Source organism: Streptomyces barringtoniae (genome assembly GCF_020819595.1).
Classification (GTDB): Bacteria; Actinomycetota; Actinomycetes; order Streptomycetales; family Streptomycetaceae; genus Streptomyces; species Streptomyces barringtoniae.
Genome location: NZ_JAJHNP010000002.1, coordinates 502,639 through 516,617 on the forward strand (window position 1 = coordinate 502,639; position 13,979 = coordinate 516,617).

Consider the following 13,979-nt stretch of genomic DNA (forward strand, 5'->3'; position numbering starts at 1 on the left):
TGCATTACCGGCGCTCCAGGGCTTGTGCCGGTACCGAGGGCCCGGCGGAGAAGGCGAGGCCGAGCGAGTCGATCCCCTCGGCCACCGCTGCGACGTCGAAGCTGGTGCGGTGGTCGGGTGCGTACCCGATCAGCTCGGCCGCCCGGTTGGGGGGCAGCTGCTGATCTGCCGGAACGTCCGAGTCCCACCACATGACCGCGCCCCAACGGCCGCGTTCACGGTCGGCGATCCACAGCTTCAGACGCAGTCCCTTGACCTCGTGCCACGGCTCGACGGAGCCGTCACGAAGATCCTCCTCCAGGGATTCGACGGTCTGGTGGGACCTGGCCAGATCCCACCAGACGACATCCACTCTCATCGGCCGAGCACCCCCTGTATCGCCTCTCGGATGATCCGCGGGCCGTCGACGGTGAGCACCGACTCGGCGTGGAACTGAACCGAGGCGAAGCCCGGCCCGCGTAGCGCGTTCACCTCGCCGGTCTCCTGGTCTCGGCTCACCTCGACCACGCCGATCCCTTCGACGGCGCGCTCGCTCACCGTGCTGTGCGCGGCGAACGTGTTGTAGAAGCCCACTCGTTCGGGCACGCCGAACAGTTCGATCTCACGCTGTACGCCCTGGTTGGGTACCTCGCGGCGGTGCAGCTCGAAGCCGAGCTTCGTGCTGAGTACCTGATGGCTCAGGCACACGGCCAGCATCGGCCGGCGACTCGCCAGCGCGGTGTCGATCGACTGCCGCAGCTTGGCGATCTTGGGGTGGGAGGTCATCCGCGGATCTCCCGGACCGGGGCCGAAGACCGTCAGGTCGTACGCCGCCACGTCGTACGACTCGTCGAAGCGGCGGACCTCCACGGACAACCCCAGTGACCGCAACTGCTGGTCGAGCATCGCGGTGAAGGTGTCCTCCGCGTCCACGACCAGTGCCGTCACGCCGTCCAGCGACGCCCCGGCCGACGGGCGGTCATCCTTGTCCCGGAGCCAGAAGTCCGCGATCCCCTCGTTGCGGCGCTCCAGGGCGGCGCGGACCTCCGGGTTGGCCGCGTAGCCGGATGAACGGTCGGACTTGAGCGCGTTGAGCAGGGTGGCCAGCTTGATGTGGGTCTCGGCGGCCTCAGCCATCGGGTCGGAGTGGCGCACCAGTGTGGCCCCCACGGAGATGTTCATCCGGCCGCCGGGATCGATGTCGGCCGTCCGGATCAGGATCGCCGAGTCAAGTGTCTGCTGTCCGGCCGCGTCCCGTCCGATCAGCGCGGCGACCCCGCTGTAGTAGCCGCGTCCTTTCGGCTCGTAGCGCGAGATGACCTTGGCGGCGCTCTCCAGCGGGCTTCCGGTGACGGTCGGGGCGAACATCGTCTCGTGCAGGACCTCGCGCACATCGCGGTTGGTCCTGCCCTCGATCAGGTATTCGGTGTGCGCCAGCCGCGCCATTTCCTTCAGGTACGGCCCGTGGACGCGCCCGCCGTCATCGCACAGCCGGGCCATCATCTTCAGTTCCTCGTCGAGGACCATGTAGAGCTCGTCGGTCTCCTTGGTGTCGGCGAGGAACTCCATGACCCCCTGCAAGCTGGGGCCGCCGGACGGATACCGGTACGTTCCGCTGATCGGGTTCATGACGGCCGTGCCGCCGACGAGCGAGACGTGGCGCTCCGGTGTCGCACCGACGAGAGTGTTGCGGCCGGTGTGGATGATGAAGGTCCAGTAGGCCTTCTCCTCGCGCTCCAACAGCCGCCGGAAGAACGACAGGGCGCTGGTCGGCGAGTAGTCGCCGATGTCCGCGACGAACGAGCGCTTCATCACGAAGTTGGCACCCTCGCCGGTGCCGATCTCCTCGGTGACGATCTGACGCACCATCTGCGCATAGGCGTCGTCGTCCATGTCGAAGTGTCCGTCGGTCAGTTCCGTCGGGACCTGCGGGAAGCCGGCGAGCGCTTCGGCGACCGGCACCGTGTCGCGAGCGGTGAGGCTCATCGCGAGCAGGGGCGTGGCGTCGTCCCGCGCGGCGAAGCCGCGATCGGCCAGTTGCCGGTAGGGGACGAGCACCAGCGTGTCGAGCGCGGGACCCGGCCCGGAGTCGTCGGCCAACGGGATGTCGTCCAGCGACTTGTACTCCGCCACCTGGCCGGTCAGGATGTCCAGCGTGCCGGCGGAGCCGCTTTCGGGACGGTGGATGATCGCGAAGGCGGGCAGTTCCAGCCCGAGGACCTGCTCAAGCAGAGCACTCATGCGAGCACGTCCTCGGTTCGGACCACCATGGCGCAGCACCGTGCCGCGTATTCGAGGGTCATTTTGTGGCGGTCTTCGGAGAAGTCGCCGAGCGCGTCGGCGACCAGGAAGGGCTGGAGGTCGTTGGAGAAGGCCTCCAAAGCGGTCGACAGCACACCGATGTGCGCGTAGACGCCGCAAATGATCAACTGATCACGTTGAAGCGCGCGCATACGCTGCAGCAGCTCCGACCCGAAGAACGCACTGTAGCGCCATTTCGTGCTCATCCAGTCGTCCGCGTCGGGTTCGAGTTCGGGAACTACCGCGCGTTCGGACTCGTCAGTGCGCATGCCGGGGCCCCAGAAGTCCTTCAGGAGTCCACGCTGCCGGTCCGTCATCCCGCCGGGCTGGGCGGTGTAGGCCACCGGCACCCCCAGCGCTCCGCAGCGCTTCTTGAGGTCGGCGATGTTACTCACCAATTCGCTGCGCATGCCCTCCTCAAAGGGCTTGAGGAAATAGCTCTGCATGTCGTGGATGAGGAGCACCGCCCGATCCGGGTCGACGGTCCAGCGCACGGTGTTTTCCGGCAGCGCATCCCTCGGCGGCAGTCTGTAAGGCGCGATCGGCGGTATTCCCGTCATCAAAAGCCTCCCTCTCTAGGAATCTCAGTACTCGGACCACGCCGAGACCACCTTGATGGCCTGGGGGGTGTTGAGTCGCGGATCACACAGGCTGGTGACGGGGCCCGACCCCAGCTCGGCCGTGTCCAGCACGCACTCGGTCACGTCGTCGGGGGTCGCCTCGAGGTGAAGCCCCCCGGCCGGAACCCCCGCCAGGTCCAGGACCCGCCGGAAGCCGCGGACTTCCCGGGCGACGGTTTCCACGAGCCGGTACTTGGTGCCGTCAGCCGCGCAATCGGTGTTCCCGTGCATCGGGTCGCTGAGCCAGATCACCGGGTGCCCGGCCGACTGCACAGCCTCGACGAGCCGGGGCAGCCTGTCAGCGACGAGGTCGGCGCCCATGCGCACGATGAGTGAAAGCCGGCCCGGCTCCCGCTCCGGGTCCAACCGGTCGCACAGCTCGACGATCTCGCCGGCGGTCATTGACGGGCCGACCTTGCAGGCGACCGGGTTGACCACCTGGGCGAGCAGTGCGACGTGCGGGCCGTCGATCTGCCGGGTCCGCTCGCCGATCCACGGCCAGTGGGTGGAGCTGAGCAAGGGCCGACCGCCGTCGAGCTCTCGGAGCATCGACATCTCATAGTCCAGGAGCAGCGCTTCATGGCTGGTCCAGACAGCAGATCCGTCAAGCCGAGGCGCTGACCCGACCCACCCGAGCTGCGTCATGATCTCCCGCGCCGCCATGTAGCCCGTGAGCATGCGCAGTGGATCGGGACGCCGGCTCTCGTGGGTAGGCTCCGGCCCGTTGATCATGTGCCCGAAGAAGGACGGCAGTTCGGCATCGCCGATTTTTTCGACCTGGCTGGAGCGGGGCTTGGAGAACTGTCCTGCGATCCGCCCGACCCGCAGGGTCTGCTTGCCGGTGGCGGTCTCCAGGCTCTGGGCGAGCAGGTCGATGAGTTCGGTCTTGGCTTGAATGTGCCCAGCGGTGCACTCGGCTGGGTCCTCCGCACAATCCCCGGCCTGCAGCACCTGCGTCTCGCCGGCGGCGACGCGGGCCAGGTGGGAGCGGAGGTTCTCTACCTGCGCCGCGGTCACCAGCGGTGTGACGGATGACAGCATCGCTCGTACGAGCTCGACCTGTGAGGGATTGTCCCATTCGGGCTGGTGGCGCGCCTGGGACCTCTCGATTTCGGCAAGGATGTTTCCCACAACGACCTTCTCCATTGGTTGACAAGAAGACGCCCGGCGAACGGCGTTCAGGTCGGTATGTCGGCCCGCTTGACCTGAGGGACGGCGATGCCCAGCGCCCTGAACTGCTGGCAGGGGTTCATGAACTCGCGCTGGCGCTTGATCTTCCCGTTCTCGAACAGGAAGGAGTGCAGGAAGTGATTGCGGTAGTGGCCGTCGGGATAGTCGGGGAAGCGGATCGTTCCCTCGCCGTCGCATTCGACCCAGAACTGGTTGGGGTCCTGCGTGTCGAAGATCTCGATGTTCGTCCAGGCCCAGTCGGGGAAGCACTTGAGCGACCACTGGCCGTGGTCACCCAGTCGATCCCTGCCCGTGATGACGATCGGCTCTCCGGTTTCGGTCGTCCAGAGACCACCGGTGCCGTCCTCGGTGAACAGAAGGTGCCGGCGCAGGCGATCCTGCCCGCGGGTATTCATGTACTGCTCCACGATCGCACGGTTGCTCGCTCGCAGTTCCGCGTCGCCGCGGGAGCTCGACAACGTATCGGTGGTTTCAGCGGTGCCGGTGATGTCGACCATTGGCTCTTCCTGTAGTGCCGAAGTAAAGCGGGACCACCGCGCGCACAAGGGCAGACGAAACCAGGCATGACGACGCCGAAAGAGCACAATCATGCATTGGTTCATGAGATTTCTGTTGAATCCCCTCCCGTGCACGACGGGTAGGCGAAATCTTGTTCATACCCCGGCTCGTTCGGGAAGCCGCTCACCGCTGTCTGGCCGAAAAATTCCAGCCGGTATCACCGTCTGATGGATCTGCTCCATGGCGGGCGCGAATCTGCCTGAGCACTCGTAACACGATCTTGTGGCTGTGGGCTGGTGGGCCGTGTCCGGTGTGACGATTCGTCCGTTGTGGTGGTGTGAGTGCACCGTGGATGGTCGATGACGAACTGTGGGCGCTGATCGAGCCGGTCCTGCCACCGTGGCCGGAGCGCTCCCCGGGACCGCGGCCGGTGGACGACCGGCTGTGCCTGCAGGGGATCCTGTTCGTGCTGTTCACGGGCATCACGTGGCAGCAGTTGCCGCCTGAACTGGGCTTCGGCTCGGGGCAGACCTGCTGGCGCCGGCTGTGCCGGTGGAGGGAAGCGGGAGTGTTCGACCAGGTCCACCGGACACTGCTCGCGGAGCTGAACGCGGCCCGGCGGATCGACTGGGCGCGCGCCTGCGTGGACTCCTCCCACGTGCGCGCGAAAAGGTGCCCCTATGGTTTTCGTCAAGCGGAGGCCGGGGTGGGCGGCTGGTAGAACGTGCCGTCTCGGAGCATGGCGAACAGGACGTCGATGCGGCGTCGGGCGAGGCAGACGAGGGCTGCGACGTGGTGCTTTCCCTCGCGTCGTTTCTTGTCGTAGTAGGCGCGTGAGTCAGGCTGTGACAGGGAGGCGAACGCGGCGAGGTAAAAGGCTCTCTTGAGCTGCTTGTTGCCTCGCTGGGAGGGGTGTTCGCCGCGGATGGAGGAGCCGGATCTGCGGGTGGCGGGTGCCAAGCCGGCGTAGGCGGCCAGGTGGCCTGCGGTGGCGAAGCCGCTGCCGTCTCCGACGTCGATGAGGATGCGGGCTGCGGTCCTGACCCCGATGCCGGGCATGGAGGTCAGGACCGGGGAAAGAGGGTGCGCCTCCAGCAGTTCCTCGATCCTGGCCGCGAGGAGTTTGCGCTGGTCGAGCACGGAGGCGAGCGAGGCGGCGAGGCTGGGGACGATCAGTGCAGCAGCGTCGGTGCCCGGAACGACGACGGTCTGCTCATCGAGTGCATCGAAGATGTCTGCGACGAGCCGTTCGGCCATGCGCGGTGCTCTGGGCCGCAGCAGCGAGGTCAGCCGTCGCCGGCCAGCCTTCCGTAACTGTGCTGGTGAGCCATGGCGTTCGAGGAGGAACAGGACAGCCGGATGGTCCAGGCGCGGTCCCAGGACCCGCTCGAGAGAGGGATGGATCTGGGTCAGGAGCCCGCGCAGACGGTTCTTGATGCGGGTCACCTCGCCGGCCAGGTCGTCGTCGAAGCCCACGAGCATGGTCAGCTCGGCGACGGTCTCGTCGTCCGCCGCCAGGTCCCGCAGGGTGTGCGGCATGGTCCGGGCAGCATCGGCGATGATCGCCGCATCGCGGGCATCGGTCTTCGACTCCCCGGGGTAGAGGTCGGCGATCCGCCGCATCGTGAGACCTGGAAGATAGGCGACCCGGCAACCGACGTCACGCGCGACGCTCAGCGGCAGGGCGCCGATCGAGGCTGGCTGGTCCACCACGACCAGTACCGTCCCATGCTTGGCCTGCAGTTTCTCGAACACCTCTCGCAGCCGCGGCTCGTTGTTGGGCAGCTGCTTGTCGAACACTTTCTTTCCCGATGGAGTCAGCGCGGTGCCGTGATGTTCGCCCTTGCCGACGTCCAGACCGAGGTACACATCGATCTCGTCCGTGTCGTTCACACACCCCTCCCCAGCAGACGCTTCCCGGTCCCACATGCGGCATCAGCGTGCCGGCATCCACGTTACGAAGGCCTGCTCCACCCAGGACGGATACGAGCGGTCATGCCCCTGATCAGCGGTCTGCCAATGCCTCCGAGACCGGCGACACCACCTTTTCGACCATGACCGACAGGGGGAGCAAGTCATACCGGACCCGGAGACCGGGAACCCCATTACAGGGCCACGGAGAAGGTAACGGGGGTGCCGGGGCTGGCCCGTCGCCGGTCGATCGCGGCAAGCCGGGCAGTGAACACCACCTGATCCGCGACGGCGGCGGCACGCCGCTGAAAGTGATCAAGACCGGCGGCAACGCCCCCGCCATCACCCAGGCCCTCGCCCTGGTCGACGGCGTCCCGTCCGCGGCCGGCCGACCCGGTCGGCCACGCAAGCGGCCCGAGTCCCTTCCCGGTGACAAGGGTGACGACAGTCGGCACGTCCGACGCGAGCTGACCCGGCGTCGGATCCCGCCTGTCATCTCCCGTCGAGGCGAGCCCGACATCCGCGGCCTGGGCAAGCTCCGCTACGTCCTCGAGCGGACCTTCGCCGCGCTCCACCGGTTCAAGCGCCTCGCCACCCGCCGGGAACGACCCTCGACCTCCACGGCTCACTCGTCCCGCTCGCATGCGCCCTCACCTGCTGGCGAAGGATCAACAAGGGGACGGCATGATCGTGTTACGAGCTCTGGGCCCCGGTCCACCGATCGGGGCCCAGAGCGACGGCCAGTCGACCGTTCGGGAGTTGGCCCGCCTGCAGGCCGGCCTGCACTCCTGTCCCTGTGCGAGGGACGCCCGCGACTACTACCGGCAGCCCGGAGCTCCGGCCCGGCGCCGGTGCCCGGACACGTGCCGCCGGCCTGGTCGCCGACGCGCGCTGGAACCTCGCATCCGACGTGAATTTCGGCCACGCGAGCCGCGCTCGATGGAACGAACAGGCCAATACTGCGCCACGTGCGGTGGCCAAAGCTATGGGGCACTTATGTTCGCGATGCGCACCGCACACCTCGATGATTCCCATATCCAAGGATTCGGGAAACTATCGCCCGACCATCGGCCGCGATCACCCATGTATTGCATGACATACCCCACACAAGACACTTGCCCGACCAGAAGGAATTCCAGTGAAGCGTATCGGTGAACATGCGGTGGTGCTGGGAGCGAGTATCTCGGGTCTGCTTGCCGCCCGGGTGCTCTCCGAGGCATTCGACCGGGTAACGGTGATAGAGCGTGACCAGCTGCCGGACGGGCAGAGGACTCAGCGGCGAGGTGTGCCGCAGGGCCGCCACGCTCATGGCCTGCTCTCCAAGGGCGCGAAGATCTTCGAGGAGCTGTTCCCCGGGATACTCGACGACTTCGTTGCCGGTGGCGCGCCCGTCATCGACGGACCTGCCGAGCTGCGGATGAGCTTGGGCGGGCACTTGTTGTGCATGGACGGCGAGTACGCCGATCTGTCCCGCACCTACCAGCCGAGCCGGCCGCATCTGGAGAGTCGGCTCCGCGCCCGGATCGGGGAGCTTGCGAAGATCAAGCTCATCGACGAGTGCCAGGTCACCGGCCTCGAGACCACCTCGGACAACGGCGCTGTCACCGGTGTGAGTGTCAGGTACGTGGGCAGCGGCTCCGAGGACGTGATCCCCGCCGATCTGGTGGTGGACGCAACCGGCCGGTCCGGACGGACCACCAAGTGGCTGGTCGAGATGGGATACGAGCCGCCGCAGGAGGAGCGTATCGACGTCGACATCATGTACACCAGCCGGTATCTGCGGCCGGCCCCTGGTTCGATGGGCCGTGAGAAGGTCGTGATCATCGGGCACGCACCGGGGAGCCCCAAGGGCGCGGAATTCCTGGAGGAAGAGGACGGCCGCTGGGTCCTGACGCTGATCGGTTACCGCGACCACCACCCGCCGACCGACCCGGCCGAGTGGGTGGAGTTCGCCAGGCCGTTGGTTCCCGAACACGTCTTCGCGGCGATCCGCGACGCCGAGCCGCTCAGCGAGATTTCCGCGCACCGGTTCCCGGCGAGCGTGCGCCGTCGCTACGAGAAGCTGACCCGGTTCCCGCGCAGGCTGCTGGTGGTGGGCGATGCGATATCCAGCTTCAACCCCATCTACGCCCAGGGGATGACGGTGGCCTCGCTCCAGGCGATGGCGCTGCGTGACTCGCTGAGGGGTGACCTGGATCAGGTCGCGCAACGATTCTTCCGCAAGGCCGCCAAGCCCATCGGCGTCGCCTGGAAGATGGCCACCGGCAGTGACCTGGCCCTGCCTCAGATCGAAGGCCCGAGGCCACTTCCCGTGCGGCTCATCAACTCCTACATGGACAAGGTGCTCGCCGCAGCCGAAACGGACATGGTCGTGACCGAGAAGTTCCTGAAAGTCCAGTACTTGCTTGAACCGCCGACAACATTGTGCACCCCGGGCATCATGTGGCGCGTTTTGGCGGGAAATCGCCGGCGGCGCGTCCCGGCACACACCAGTTAATGGAGGTACCCACATGCCCGTCTCCATCGCCGACAAAATCATTCGGCTCTCCCTGACCACCTTCCCGTTCATAGATGCGTCACAGTTCTTTCCGGCGCTCTCAACGTACAAGGTTGACCGGGCCTTCGATCTCACCGAGTTCGAGGAGGCCATGACGCACTTCTTCCGGGGGAATCCGCTCTTCTCCAAGTGCCACTTGGTGGAGCTGACCTTCGACACTCCTGAGGATTTCCCCCTCTCGTCTTTCCAGGGAATCCTCGCGGAAAAGTACGAAAGCTACTACGACAGCTTTCTGCTCGCCTCCGTCACCTATCGCTCCGACCCGCACCTGCAGGGAATCTTTACGTGTATTCCGTTTCCGCTGCAAGACGGATACAAGGTTTTCCGATTCCACCAGGCGCTGATGAAGACTCTGAAGACCCGGCAGGACGGCTTCCAGATCGCCCAAGGCCTGAAAGAGCTGGGGATCCGGGCTGATGAGCTGGCAGACTTCGTGCCGCCCGCTGAGACTTCGCCCTCCGGTGCGAGCAAAGAACTCCCCGTCATGTTCGCCGAAGGCTCTGCCCCGCCGGTCAAGATCGGCCCCTTCTTGGAAAAAATGAGGGTGGATTTCCTTGAGCGCGACAGTGCAAACATGTTCGTCCTCAAGAACAGTCTTTACTCGCCGAAGCTGCCCCTTGGCAACACGCTTCGGTTTCTGACGGTGCCGCGAAGCGTAATCGCGCAAAGCACGGGAATCCAGATCCGTGACTACTATCGTGCGGAGGAGCAACGGCAGATAGACGCACTGTCCGGCGTCGAGCGGCGAGAAGACTTCATTGAAGCCGGCCAGGCCCGAATCGGCAAGATGATTGCCACGCCCGACGTCTTTGCCGTCAACAACTACGGCAATGTATCGGCGCACGACGGCTCGGACGCCCATGCGGACCGAGGCACGCTCGTGAAGTACGAGTGGCATATGCCGCTCATCGTGTTGGGACTTACCGTGGGCGAGAGGTCTGGACTCTCGTGGACGATCACCATTCGCGACAAGGCGTTCAACTTTGCGACGGTCCGTCGAACTTCCCCGCAGGATGACATCGCCAAGGCGGCTATCGGAGACAATCCGGCAGCGTCCGTCGCATGAACCGCCGGTGTGCCGCTAGTATCTGCATGCTGCTTCAGGAGGTTCGGGCGCGGTCGTGAATGCGTCGGTGACGTGCAGGAACGAGGGGTCTGGGGCTCGACCTCAGAGTAAATAACTTGATTATTTGTGAAAAACTCGAAGAGTTCACGAACAATCAAGGCCCGCTCGTCTTCTACCGGTCGGGTGGCCAGGGGCTCTCGCCCCTGGCCACCCGACCGCGTCCCTGCCTCCGCCGCAAATGTGGAAACTTACCCGATGGACGCGCCGAGCGATCCGCAACGATGCCGCGAACAGACCCGAGAGGCCTTCCGATGAGTGTCCCCGCCCTGCAGACGCTAACCCTCGCCGACGACCTGAGCATCACTCGGATGGGCTACGGCGCAATGCAGCTGACCGGTCCCGGTGTCTTCGGACCGCCCAAGGATCGCACTCAGGCGATCGCCGTGCTGCGCGCAGCGGTCGAGCTCGGCATCACCCACATCGACACCAGCGACTTCTACGGGCCGAGTGTCGTCAATGAGCTGATCAGGGAGGCCCTGCACCCCTACCCCGCCGGTCTGCACATCGTCACCAAGGTCGGCGTCCGCCGCAGCGCCAACGGCGGCTGGATCACCTCCCTGGACCCCGCCGACCTCAAGGCCCAGGTCCACGAGAATCTCCGGCACCTAGGCCTCGAGACCCTGGACGTGGTCAACCTGCGCACGGCCGCATTCGACGGTGACGGGTCCTCCATCGCCGAGCCGTTCGGCGCCTTGGCCGGCCTGCGTGAGCAGGGCCTGATCCGTCACCTCGGCCTCAGCGGGGTCACCGACGCCCAGCTCACCCAGGCCCAGGCCATCGCCCCCGTGGTCACCGTGCAGAACCGGTACAACCTGGTCGACCGCGCCGACGACGACCTCGTCGATCGGTGCGCCGAGGAGAACATCGCCTACGGCGCGTTTTTCCCCCTCGGCGGCGGATTCCACCCACTGCGGTCACGGACCCTGCGCGACGTCGCCCGCCGCCTCGGCGCCTCCGAGCAGCAGGTGGCGCTCGCCTGGCTGCTGCAGCGCTCGCCGTCCACGGTGCTCATCCCCGGAACCTCCTCCGTCGCTCACCTGCGGGAGAACATCGCCGCGGCTGACCTGCAACTGCCCGACGAGGCGATCGCCGAACTCAACACCATCGGGCAGTGACCCTGTGGGCCCTTCCCTTACTGAACCTCTTTCATCCTGAGCGTTGGCAGGTCAAGAGGGTGTAACGGCTGCCGCGGTCCGGCCGATGCGGTTGGTCGAGCAGCGTGCTTGTCGCAGCAGTCGCCAGGATTTGAGGCGAGCGCAGGCACGTTCGCAGGGCGCCCGAAGACGTGCGTGGTCGCGGTTGTAGCGGCTGGTAGTGCTCGGGCGGTGGCCGTAGGAGGGGGTGCGGATGGTGGCGCCGGCTCCTTGGTGGGCCCGGTCGGCCAGGACCAGGATCTGGCGCGAGAGGCAGGCCTGGACGATGCCGTGGGCGGGCCGCGGTCAGGGCGTGGGTCCGTCCCGGCGTCGCCGGGAGAACCACAGCGGTGTGCCGTCGGGACGTGCAATGACCTGAACGTTCATGCCGTGTTTCCGGTGTTTCTGGGAGTAGCGGGGCTCGTCCGCCCTGATGCGGTCGGTGGGGATCAGCGTGCCGTCTATGGTGACGAAGTCGTCTTCGCCCAGCCCCGCCAGGGCCTCGTGCAGTCCGGTGCCTATGAGGCCAGGACCTCGACTGTCTCGTGCACCTACCGCCACGCGGTGGTCTCAAAGACCCCGAACCCCGCGCCGACCTGCGCCAGCGTCTCGTTCTTCCGCAGGTGTGCCAGGGCCAGCAGGGCCTGCTCGAAGCAGCCCAACTTGCGCCATGGCGATCGAAGTTCACGCCTTCGGGTGTAGACGCGCCACGAGACGTGCTCGACCAGCTCGAAGGGCACGTCGAGCACGGAAGGACACGGAACCAACGAAGCCCCCGGCCGATGGCGTGTTGAGTGAGATCACCACACCAACGACGAGGGGTTTCGCCATGTCGCCCCCTGACCAGCCCACTTCACGCCTGAGGCACAGGGTGAAAGAGGTTCAGTGCATGCCGCGCAGGCTAAAGATCAAGCTTGGATTGACTGACGTGTGCCGGTCGTTTGCCGCTCTGGGAAATGGCCCGCAGGGACTCATGGGGTGAGGAGTTCGCACTGCTTGATGACCAGCACTGTTCCGTCCTCGCTGAAGACCCGGCATTCTCCCTTGACGGTGACGGTGATGCCCAGGGGGACGCTTCGCACAAGCCGGAACGATTCCTTAATTCGGTGGTCAAACGGAAACACGAAGATGCCGAGGTGGGGGCCTCCGGGGACATCTGACACATCCACCACCGGCGTACCGTATTGGCTCTCGCCCGTTCGGATTGAGATTCCCTCGAGAGTGAGGAATTTCCCATAGTAGGCACGCTCGGCGGCGGCGCGGTCCGCCGTGAATTCGTTGTGGAGGTCTCGAATTTTCATTGGTTGCCGCCTTCTCTAGTGTCGCGTGATCCTGCTGGTGTAGGTGCGGAGCTTGGCGTTGAGGTCTTTGACCGAAGGGTAGGTGCCGCGGTGGATGGCTTGTCGTTCGGCGATGGAGAACCAGCTTACGACGAGGTTCATCGGGGAGCGGGGCAACCGCTCCAACTCGCCGCGGTCACCCTCACGCAACATCAACGCCACAGCAGGACGATTCGCCACAGCCACTTTTGAGTCGACCTCAACGGGCTCGCCCTCGACGAGATCTCCGCCCTGCCGGCACGCAGCGTCGCTCGTGGACATCGACTACGAGAAGCGCGTCTGCGCCGGCGAGTTCCAGCGGTACGTCGCTGAAGTGCGGTACCCGATCTTCCAGTTCCTCGGCGAGCCTTACCGGGCGGAGAGCTGAGGGTACGTCACCCGCCACGAGGCGAGCCGCACACGGATGCCCAGAGTGCCGTCCCCTCCCCGGAGTCGGCTGTCGAGGATCATGAGGCGGCCGAGGATGCCGTACTTGCGGGCGATGAGGGAGCGGTAGCGGGCGCCGGTCGCCTCGTCGACGATCTCGGCGGTGGCCGGGACCTGGTCGCCCGTCGGGTGGCCGCGCAGGTCGCAGGGGCCGACGAGGATGTCGCCGCGGGCCCGGATCCGCTTGACCTTCCAGGAGTCGGCCGGGGTCCGCACGCCCAGCGTGTCACCGTCGCGCACCACCCACACCGGGGTGGCGACCGGGGTGCCGTTCTTGCGGTAGCTGGTGACCAGCATGTACTTGCCGGCGCCGAGCCGCTCCAGCAGCGTGGCGTCCATGATGCGTTTCTGCTCCTTGCTATTGCGTTCGAGGTCGTCGGCCTCTTGGGAGGCGTACTGCGACGTCACTTCGGCGGCAGCGGTCGTGCTCTCGTCCTGAGAGAAGTGCGGATGCAGCTCGATCTGGTTGAGGATGGGCGTGCTGCTGCTCTCGGTGAGCAGCTGGGCCCGGGTGCGGTGGGTGAAGCCGGAGACGCCACCGGAACTGGATCCGCAACCTCTTCCAGGACCTGCTCACCCGGCTCGGCCACGCCGACCCGGTGTCGGCCGCCGGTGCGCTGCTGATGCTGTACGACGGCGCGATGGCAGCCGGCTACCTGGACGACTCGACTGCCGCCCACAAGACCCTGCTGGACGCGGTCCGGCTGATCCGGTCGGGAGGCTGATCCCGTCGAAGCCGCATGAGGCAGCGGCTCTGTGCGGTGCCCCGGCTGGGCCGGGGCGCGGATTGGTTTCACGGAACCTTTCGATCTCTCGTCGACGTACACCGGCGACCTACCGGCAGATCCCCGTCTGGAGGCAGCCCAGCCGGGAAGGCCGATGTAGGCCCTTCCTCAC

The 13,979-nt window shown here is 66.1% G+C and carries 15 protein-coding genes and 2 pseudogenes; 5 read left to right on the forward strand and 12 right to left on the reverse strand.

The genetic code is table 11. The features are described from left to right. Positions 1-4 precede the first annotated feature (4 nt). Genes LMU33_RS04660 through LMU33_RS04680 form a run of 5 tightly spaced genes read right to left on the reverse strand, consistent with a single transcriptional unit; the run spans position 5 to position 4,588 of the window. Entirely contained in the window at positions 5-358 is a 354-nt protein-coding gene (locus tag LMU33_RS04660) for a hypothetical protein (protein WP_228617571.1), read from the reverse strand. Then, positions 355-2,220 carry an anthranilate synthase family protein gene (locus tag LMU33_RS04665; protein WP_228617572.1) on the reverse strand — a complete coding sequence of 622 codons (1,866 nt, stop codon included), beginning with the start codon at positions 2,218-2,220 and terminating at the stop codon, positions 355-357. Before LMU33_RS04665 ends, LMU33_RS04660 begins: the two co-directional genes overlap by 4 nt. Then, the gene (locus LMU33_RS04670; protein WP_228617574.1) at positions 2,217-2,840 is read right to left on the reverse strand and encodes an isochorismatase family protein; all 624 of its coding nucleotides are present in this window, start codon (positions 2,838-2,840) and stop codon (positions 2,217-2,219) included. Before LMU33_RS04670 ends, LMU33_RS04665 begins: the two co-directional genes overlap by 4 nt. A 24-nt stretch (positions 2,841-2,864) precedes the next feature. Beyond that, a complete protein-coding gene (locus tag LMU33_RS04675) occupies positions 2,865-4,046 on the reverse strand; it encodes a 3-deoxy-7-phosphoheptulonate synthase (protein ID WP_249813281.1) in 1,182 nt (393 codons plus the stop codon). Positions 4,047-4,078: 32 nt separating this feature from the next. Beyond that, positions 4,079-4,588, reverse strand: a complete 510-nt coding sequence (locus LMU33_RS04680; RefSeq protein ID WP_228617576.1) for a PhzA/PhzB family protein — start codon at positions 4,586-4,588, stop codon at positions 4,079-4,081. 338 nt (positions 4,589-4,926) lie between these two features. Here LMU33_RS04680 and LMU33_RS04685 point away from each other — a divergent pair. Further along, positions 4,927-5,256 (forward strand): annotated as a pseudogene (locus tag LMU33_RS04685) (transposase); the annotation flags it as partial. 23 nt (positions 5,257-5,279) lie between these two features. On the opposite strand, the gene LMU33_RS04690 reads toward LMU33_RS04685, so the two are convergent. Both LMU33_RS04690 and LMU33_RS04695 read right to left on the reverse strand, forming a co-directional pair. Further along, a complete protein-coding gene (locus LMU33_RS04690; protein ID WP_228617577.1) occupies positions 5,280-6,518 on the reverse strand; it encodes an IS110 family RNA-guided transposase in 1,239 nt (412 codons plus the stop codon). A 176-nt stretch (positions 6,519-6,694) separates the two neighbouring features. Further along, on the reverse strand, positions 6,695-7,075 hold the full coding sequence (locus LMU33_RS04695) for a hypothetical protein (protein ID WP_228617579.1): 381 nt from the start codon (positions 7,073-7,075) through the stop codon (positions 6,695-6,697). Positions 7,076-7,638: 563 nt separating this feature from the next. Here LMU33_RS04695 and LMU33_RS04700 point away from each other — a divergent pair. From LMU33_RS04700 to LMU33_RS04710, 3 genes are all read left to right on the forward strand, one after another. Beyond that, positions 7,639-8,997 (forward strand): FAD-dependent oxidoreductase, encoded by a 1,359-nt coding sequence (locus LMU33_RS04700; RefSeq protein ID WP_228617581.1) that lies wholly within the window; start codon positions 7,639-7,641, stop codon positions 8,995-8,997. Between the two features lie 13 nt (positions 8,998-9,010). After that, positions 9,011-10,123 (forward strand): hypothetical protein, encoded by a 1,113-nt coding sequence (locus LMU33_RS04705; protein ID WP_228617582.1) that lies wholly within the window; start codon positions 9,011-9,013, stop codon positions 10,121-10,123. 311 nt (positions 10,124-10,434) lie between these two features. After that, entirely contained in the window at positions 10,435-11,298 is an 864-nt protein-coding gene (locus tag LMU33_RS04710; protein ID WP_228617584.1) for an oxidoreductase, read from the forward strand. Between the two features lie 51 nt (positions 11,299-11,349). Here LMU33_RS04710 and LMU33_RS41120 read toward each other — a convergent pair. The 5 genes and pseudogenes from LMU33_RS41120 to LMU33_RS04730 all read right to left on the reverse strand — a co-directional run bounded on the left by LMU33_RS41120 (position 11,350) and on the right by LMU33_RS04730 (position 13,421). Further along, positions 11,350-11,877: pseudogene (locus LMU33_RS41120) on the reverse strand (transposase family protein). Continuing rightward, on the reverse strand, positions 11,868-12,065 hold the full coding sequence (locus LMU33_RS41605; protein WP_308280750.1) for a helix-turn-helix domain-containing protein: 198 nt from the start codon (positions 12,063-12,065) through the stop codon (positions 11,868-11,870). The pseudogene LMU33_RS41120 and the gene LMU33_RS41605 overlap by 10 nt, the downstream one beginning before the upstream one ends. Positions 12,066-12,287: 222 nt before the next feature. After that, the gene (locus tag LMU33_RS04720) at positions 12,288-12,617 is read right to left on the reverse strand and encodes an OB-fold protein (protein WP_228617586.1); all 330 of its coding nucleotides are present in this window, start codon (positions 12,615-12,617) and stop codon (positions 12,288-12,290) included. A 15-nt stretch (positions 12,618-12,632) separates the two neighbouring features. Next, positions 12,633-12,917 (reverse strand): hypothetical protein, encoded by a 285-nt coding sequence (locus tag LMU33_RS04725; protein WP_228617588.1) that lies wholly within the window; start codon positions 12,915-12,917, stop codon positions 12,633-12,635. A gap of 87 nt (positions 12,918-13,004) precedes the next feature. Next, positions 13,005-13,421, reverse strand: coding sequence for a PPOX class F420-dependent oxidoreductase (locus tag LMU33_RS04730; protein WP_228617589.1), 417 nt, complete (start codon positions 13,419-13,421; stop codon positions 13,005-13,007). A gap of 260 nt (positions 13,422-13,681) precedes the next feature. Here LMU33_RS04730 and LMU33_RS41330 point away from each other — a divergent pair, with 260 nt between their 5' ends. Beyond that, positions 13,682-13,807, forward strand: a complete 126-nt coding sequence (locus LMU33_RS41330) for a hypothetical protein (RefSeq protein ID WP_283844075.1) — start codon at positions 13,682-13,684, stop codon at positions 13,805-13,807. The last annotated feature ends 172 nt before the right edge of the window (positions 13,808-13,979 follow it).

Bases quoted from the DNA above. Each gene is read 5' to 3' on its own strand.
- LMU33_RS04660 (WP_228617571.1), bottom strand. From the start codon at position 358: ATGAGAGTGGATGTCGTCTGGTGGGATCTGGCCAGGTCCCACCAGACC.
- LMU33_RS04665 (WP_228617572.1), bottom strand. From the start codon at position 2,220: ATGAGTGCTCTGCTTGAGCAGGTCCTCGGGCTGGAACTGCCCGCCTTC.
- LMU33_RS04670 (WP_228617574.1), bottom strand. From the start codon at position 2,840: ATGACGGGAATACCGCCGATCGCGCCTTACAGACTGCCGCCGAGGGAT.
- LMU33_RS04675 (WP_249813281.1), bottom strand. From the start codon at position 4,046: ATGGAGAAGGTCGTTGTGGGAAACATCCTTGCCGAAATCGAGAGGTCC.
- LMU33_RS04680 (WP_228617576.1), bottom strand. From the start codon at position 4,588: ATGGTCGACATCACCGGCACCGCTGAAACCACCGATACGTTGTCGAGC.
- LMU33_RS04690 (WP_228617577.1), bottom strand. From the start codon at position 6,518: ATGTGGGACCGGGAAGCGTCTGCTGGGGAGGGGTGTGTGAACGACACG.
- LMU33_RS04705 (WP_228617582.1), top strand. From the start codon at position 9,011: ATGCCCGTCTCCATCGCCGACAAAATCATTCGGCTCTCCCTGACCACC.
- LMU33_RS04710 (WP_228617584.1), top strand. From the start codon at position 10,435: ATGAGTGTCCCCGCCCTGCAGACGCTAACCCTCGCCGACGACCTGAGC.
- LMU33_RS04720 (WP_228617586.1), bottom strand. From the start codon at position 12,617: ATGAAAATTCGAGACCTCCACAACGAATTCACGGCGGACCGCGCCGCC.
- LMU33_RS04725 (WP_228617588.1), bottom strand. From the start codon at position 12,917: ATGTCCACGAGCGACGCTGCGTGCCGGCAGGGCGGAGATCTCGTCGAG.
- LMU33_RS04730 (WP_228617589.1), bottom strand. From the start codon at position 13,421: ATGGACGCCACGCTGCTGGAGCGGCTCGGCGCCGGCAAGTACATGCTG.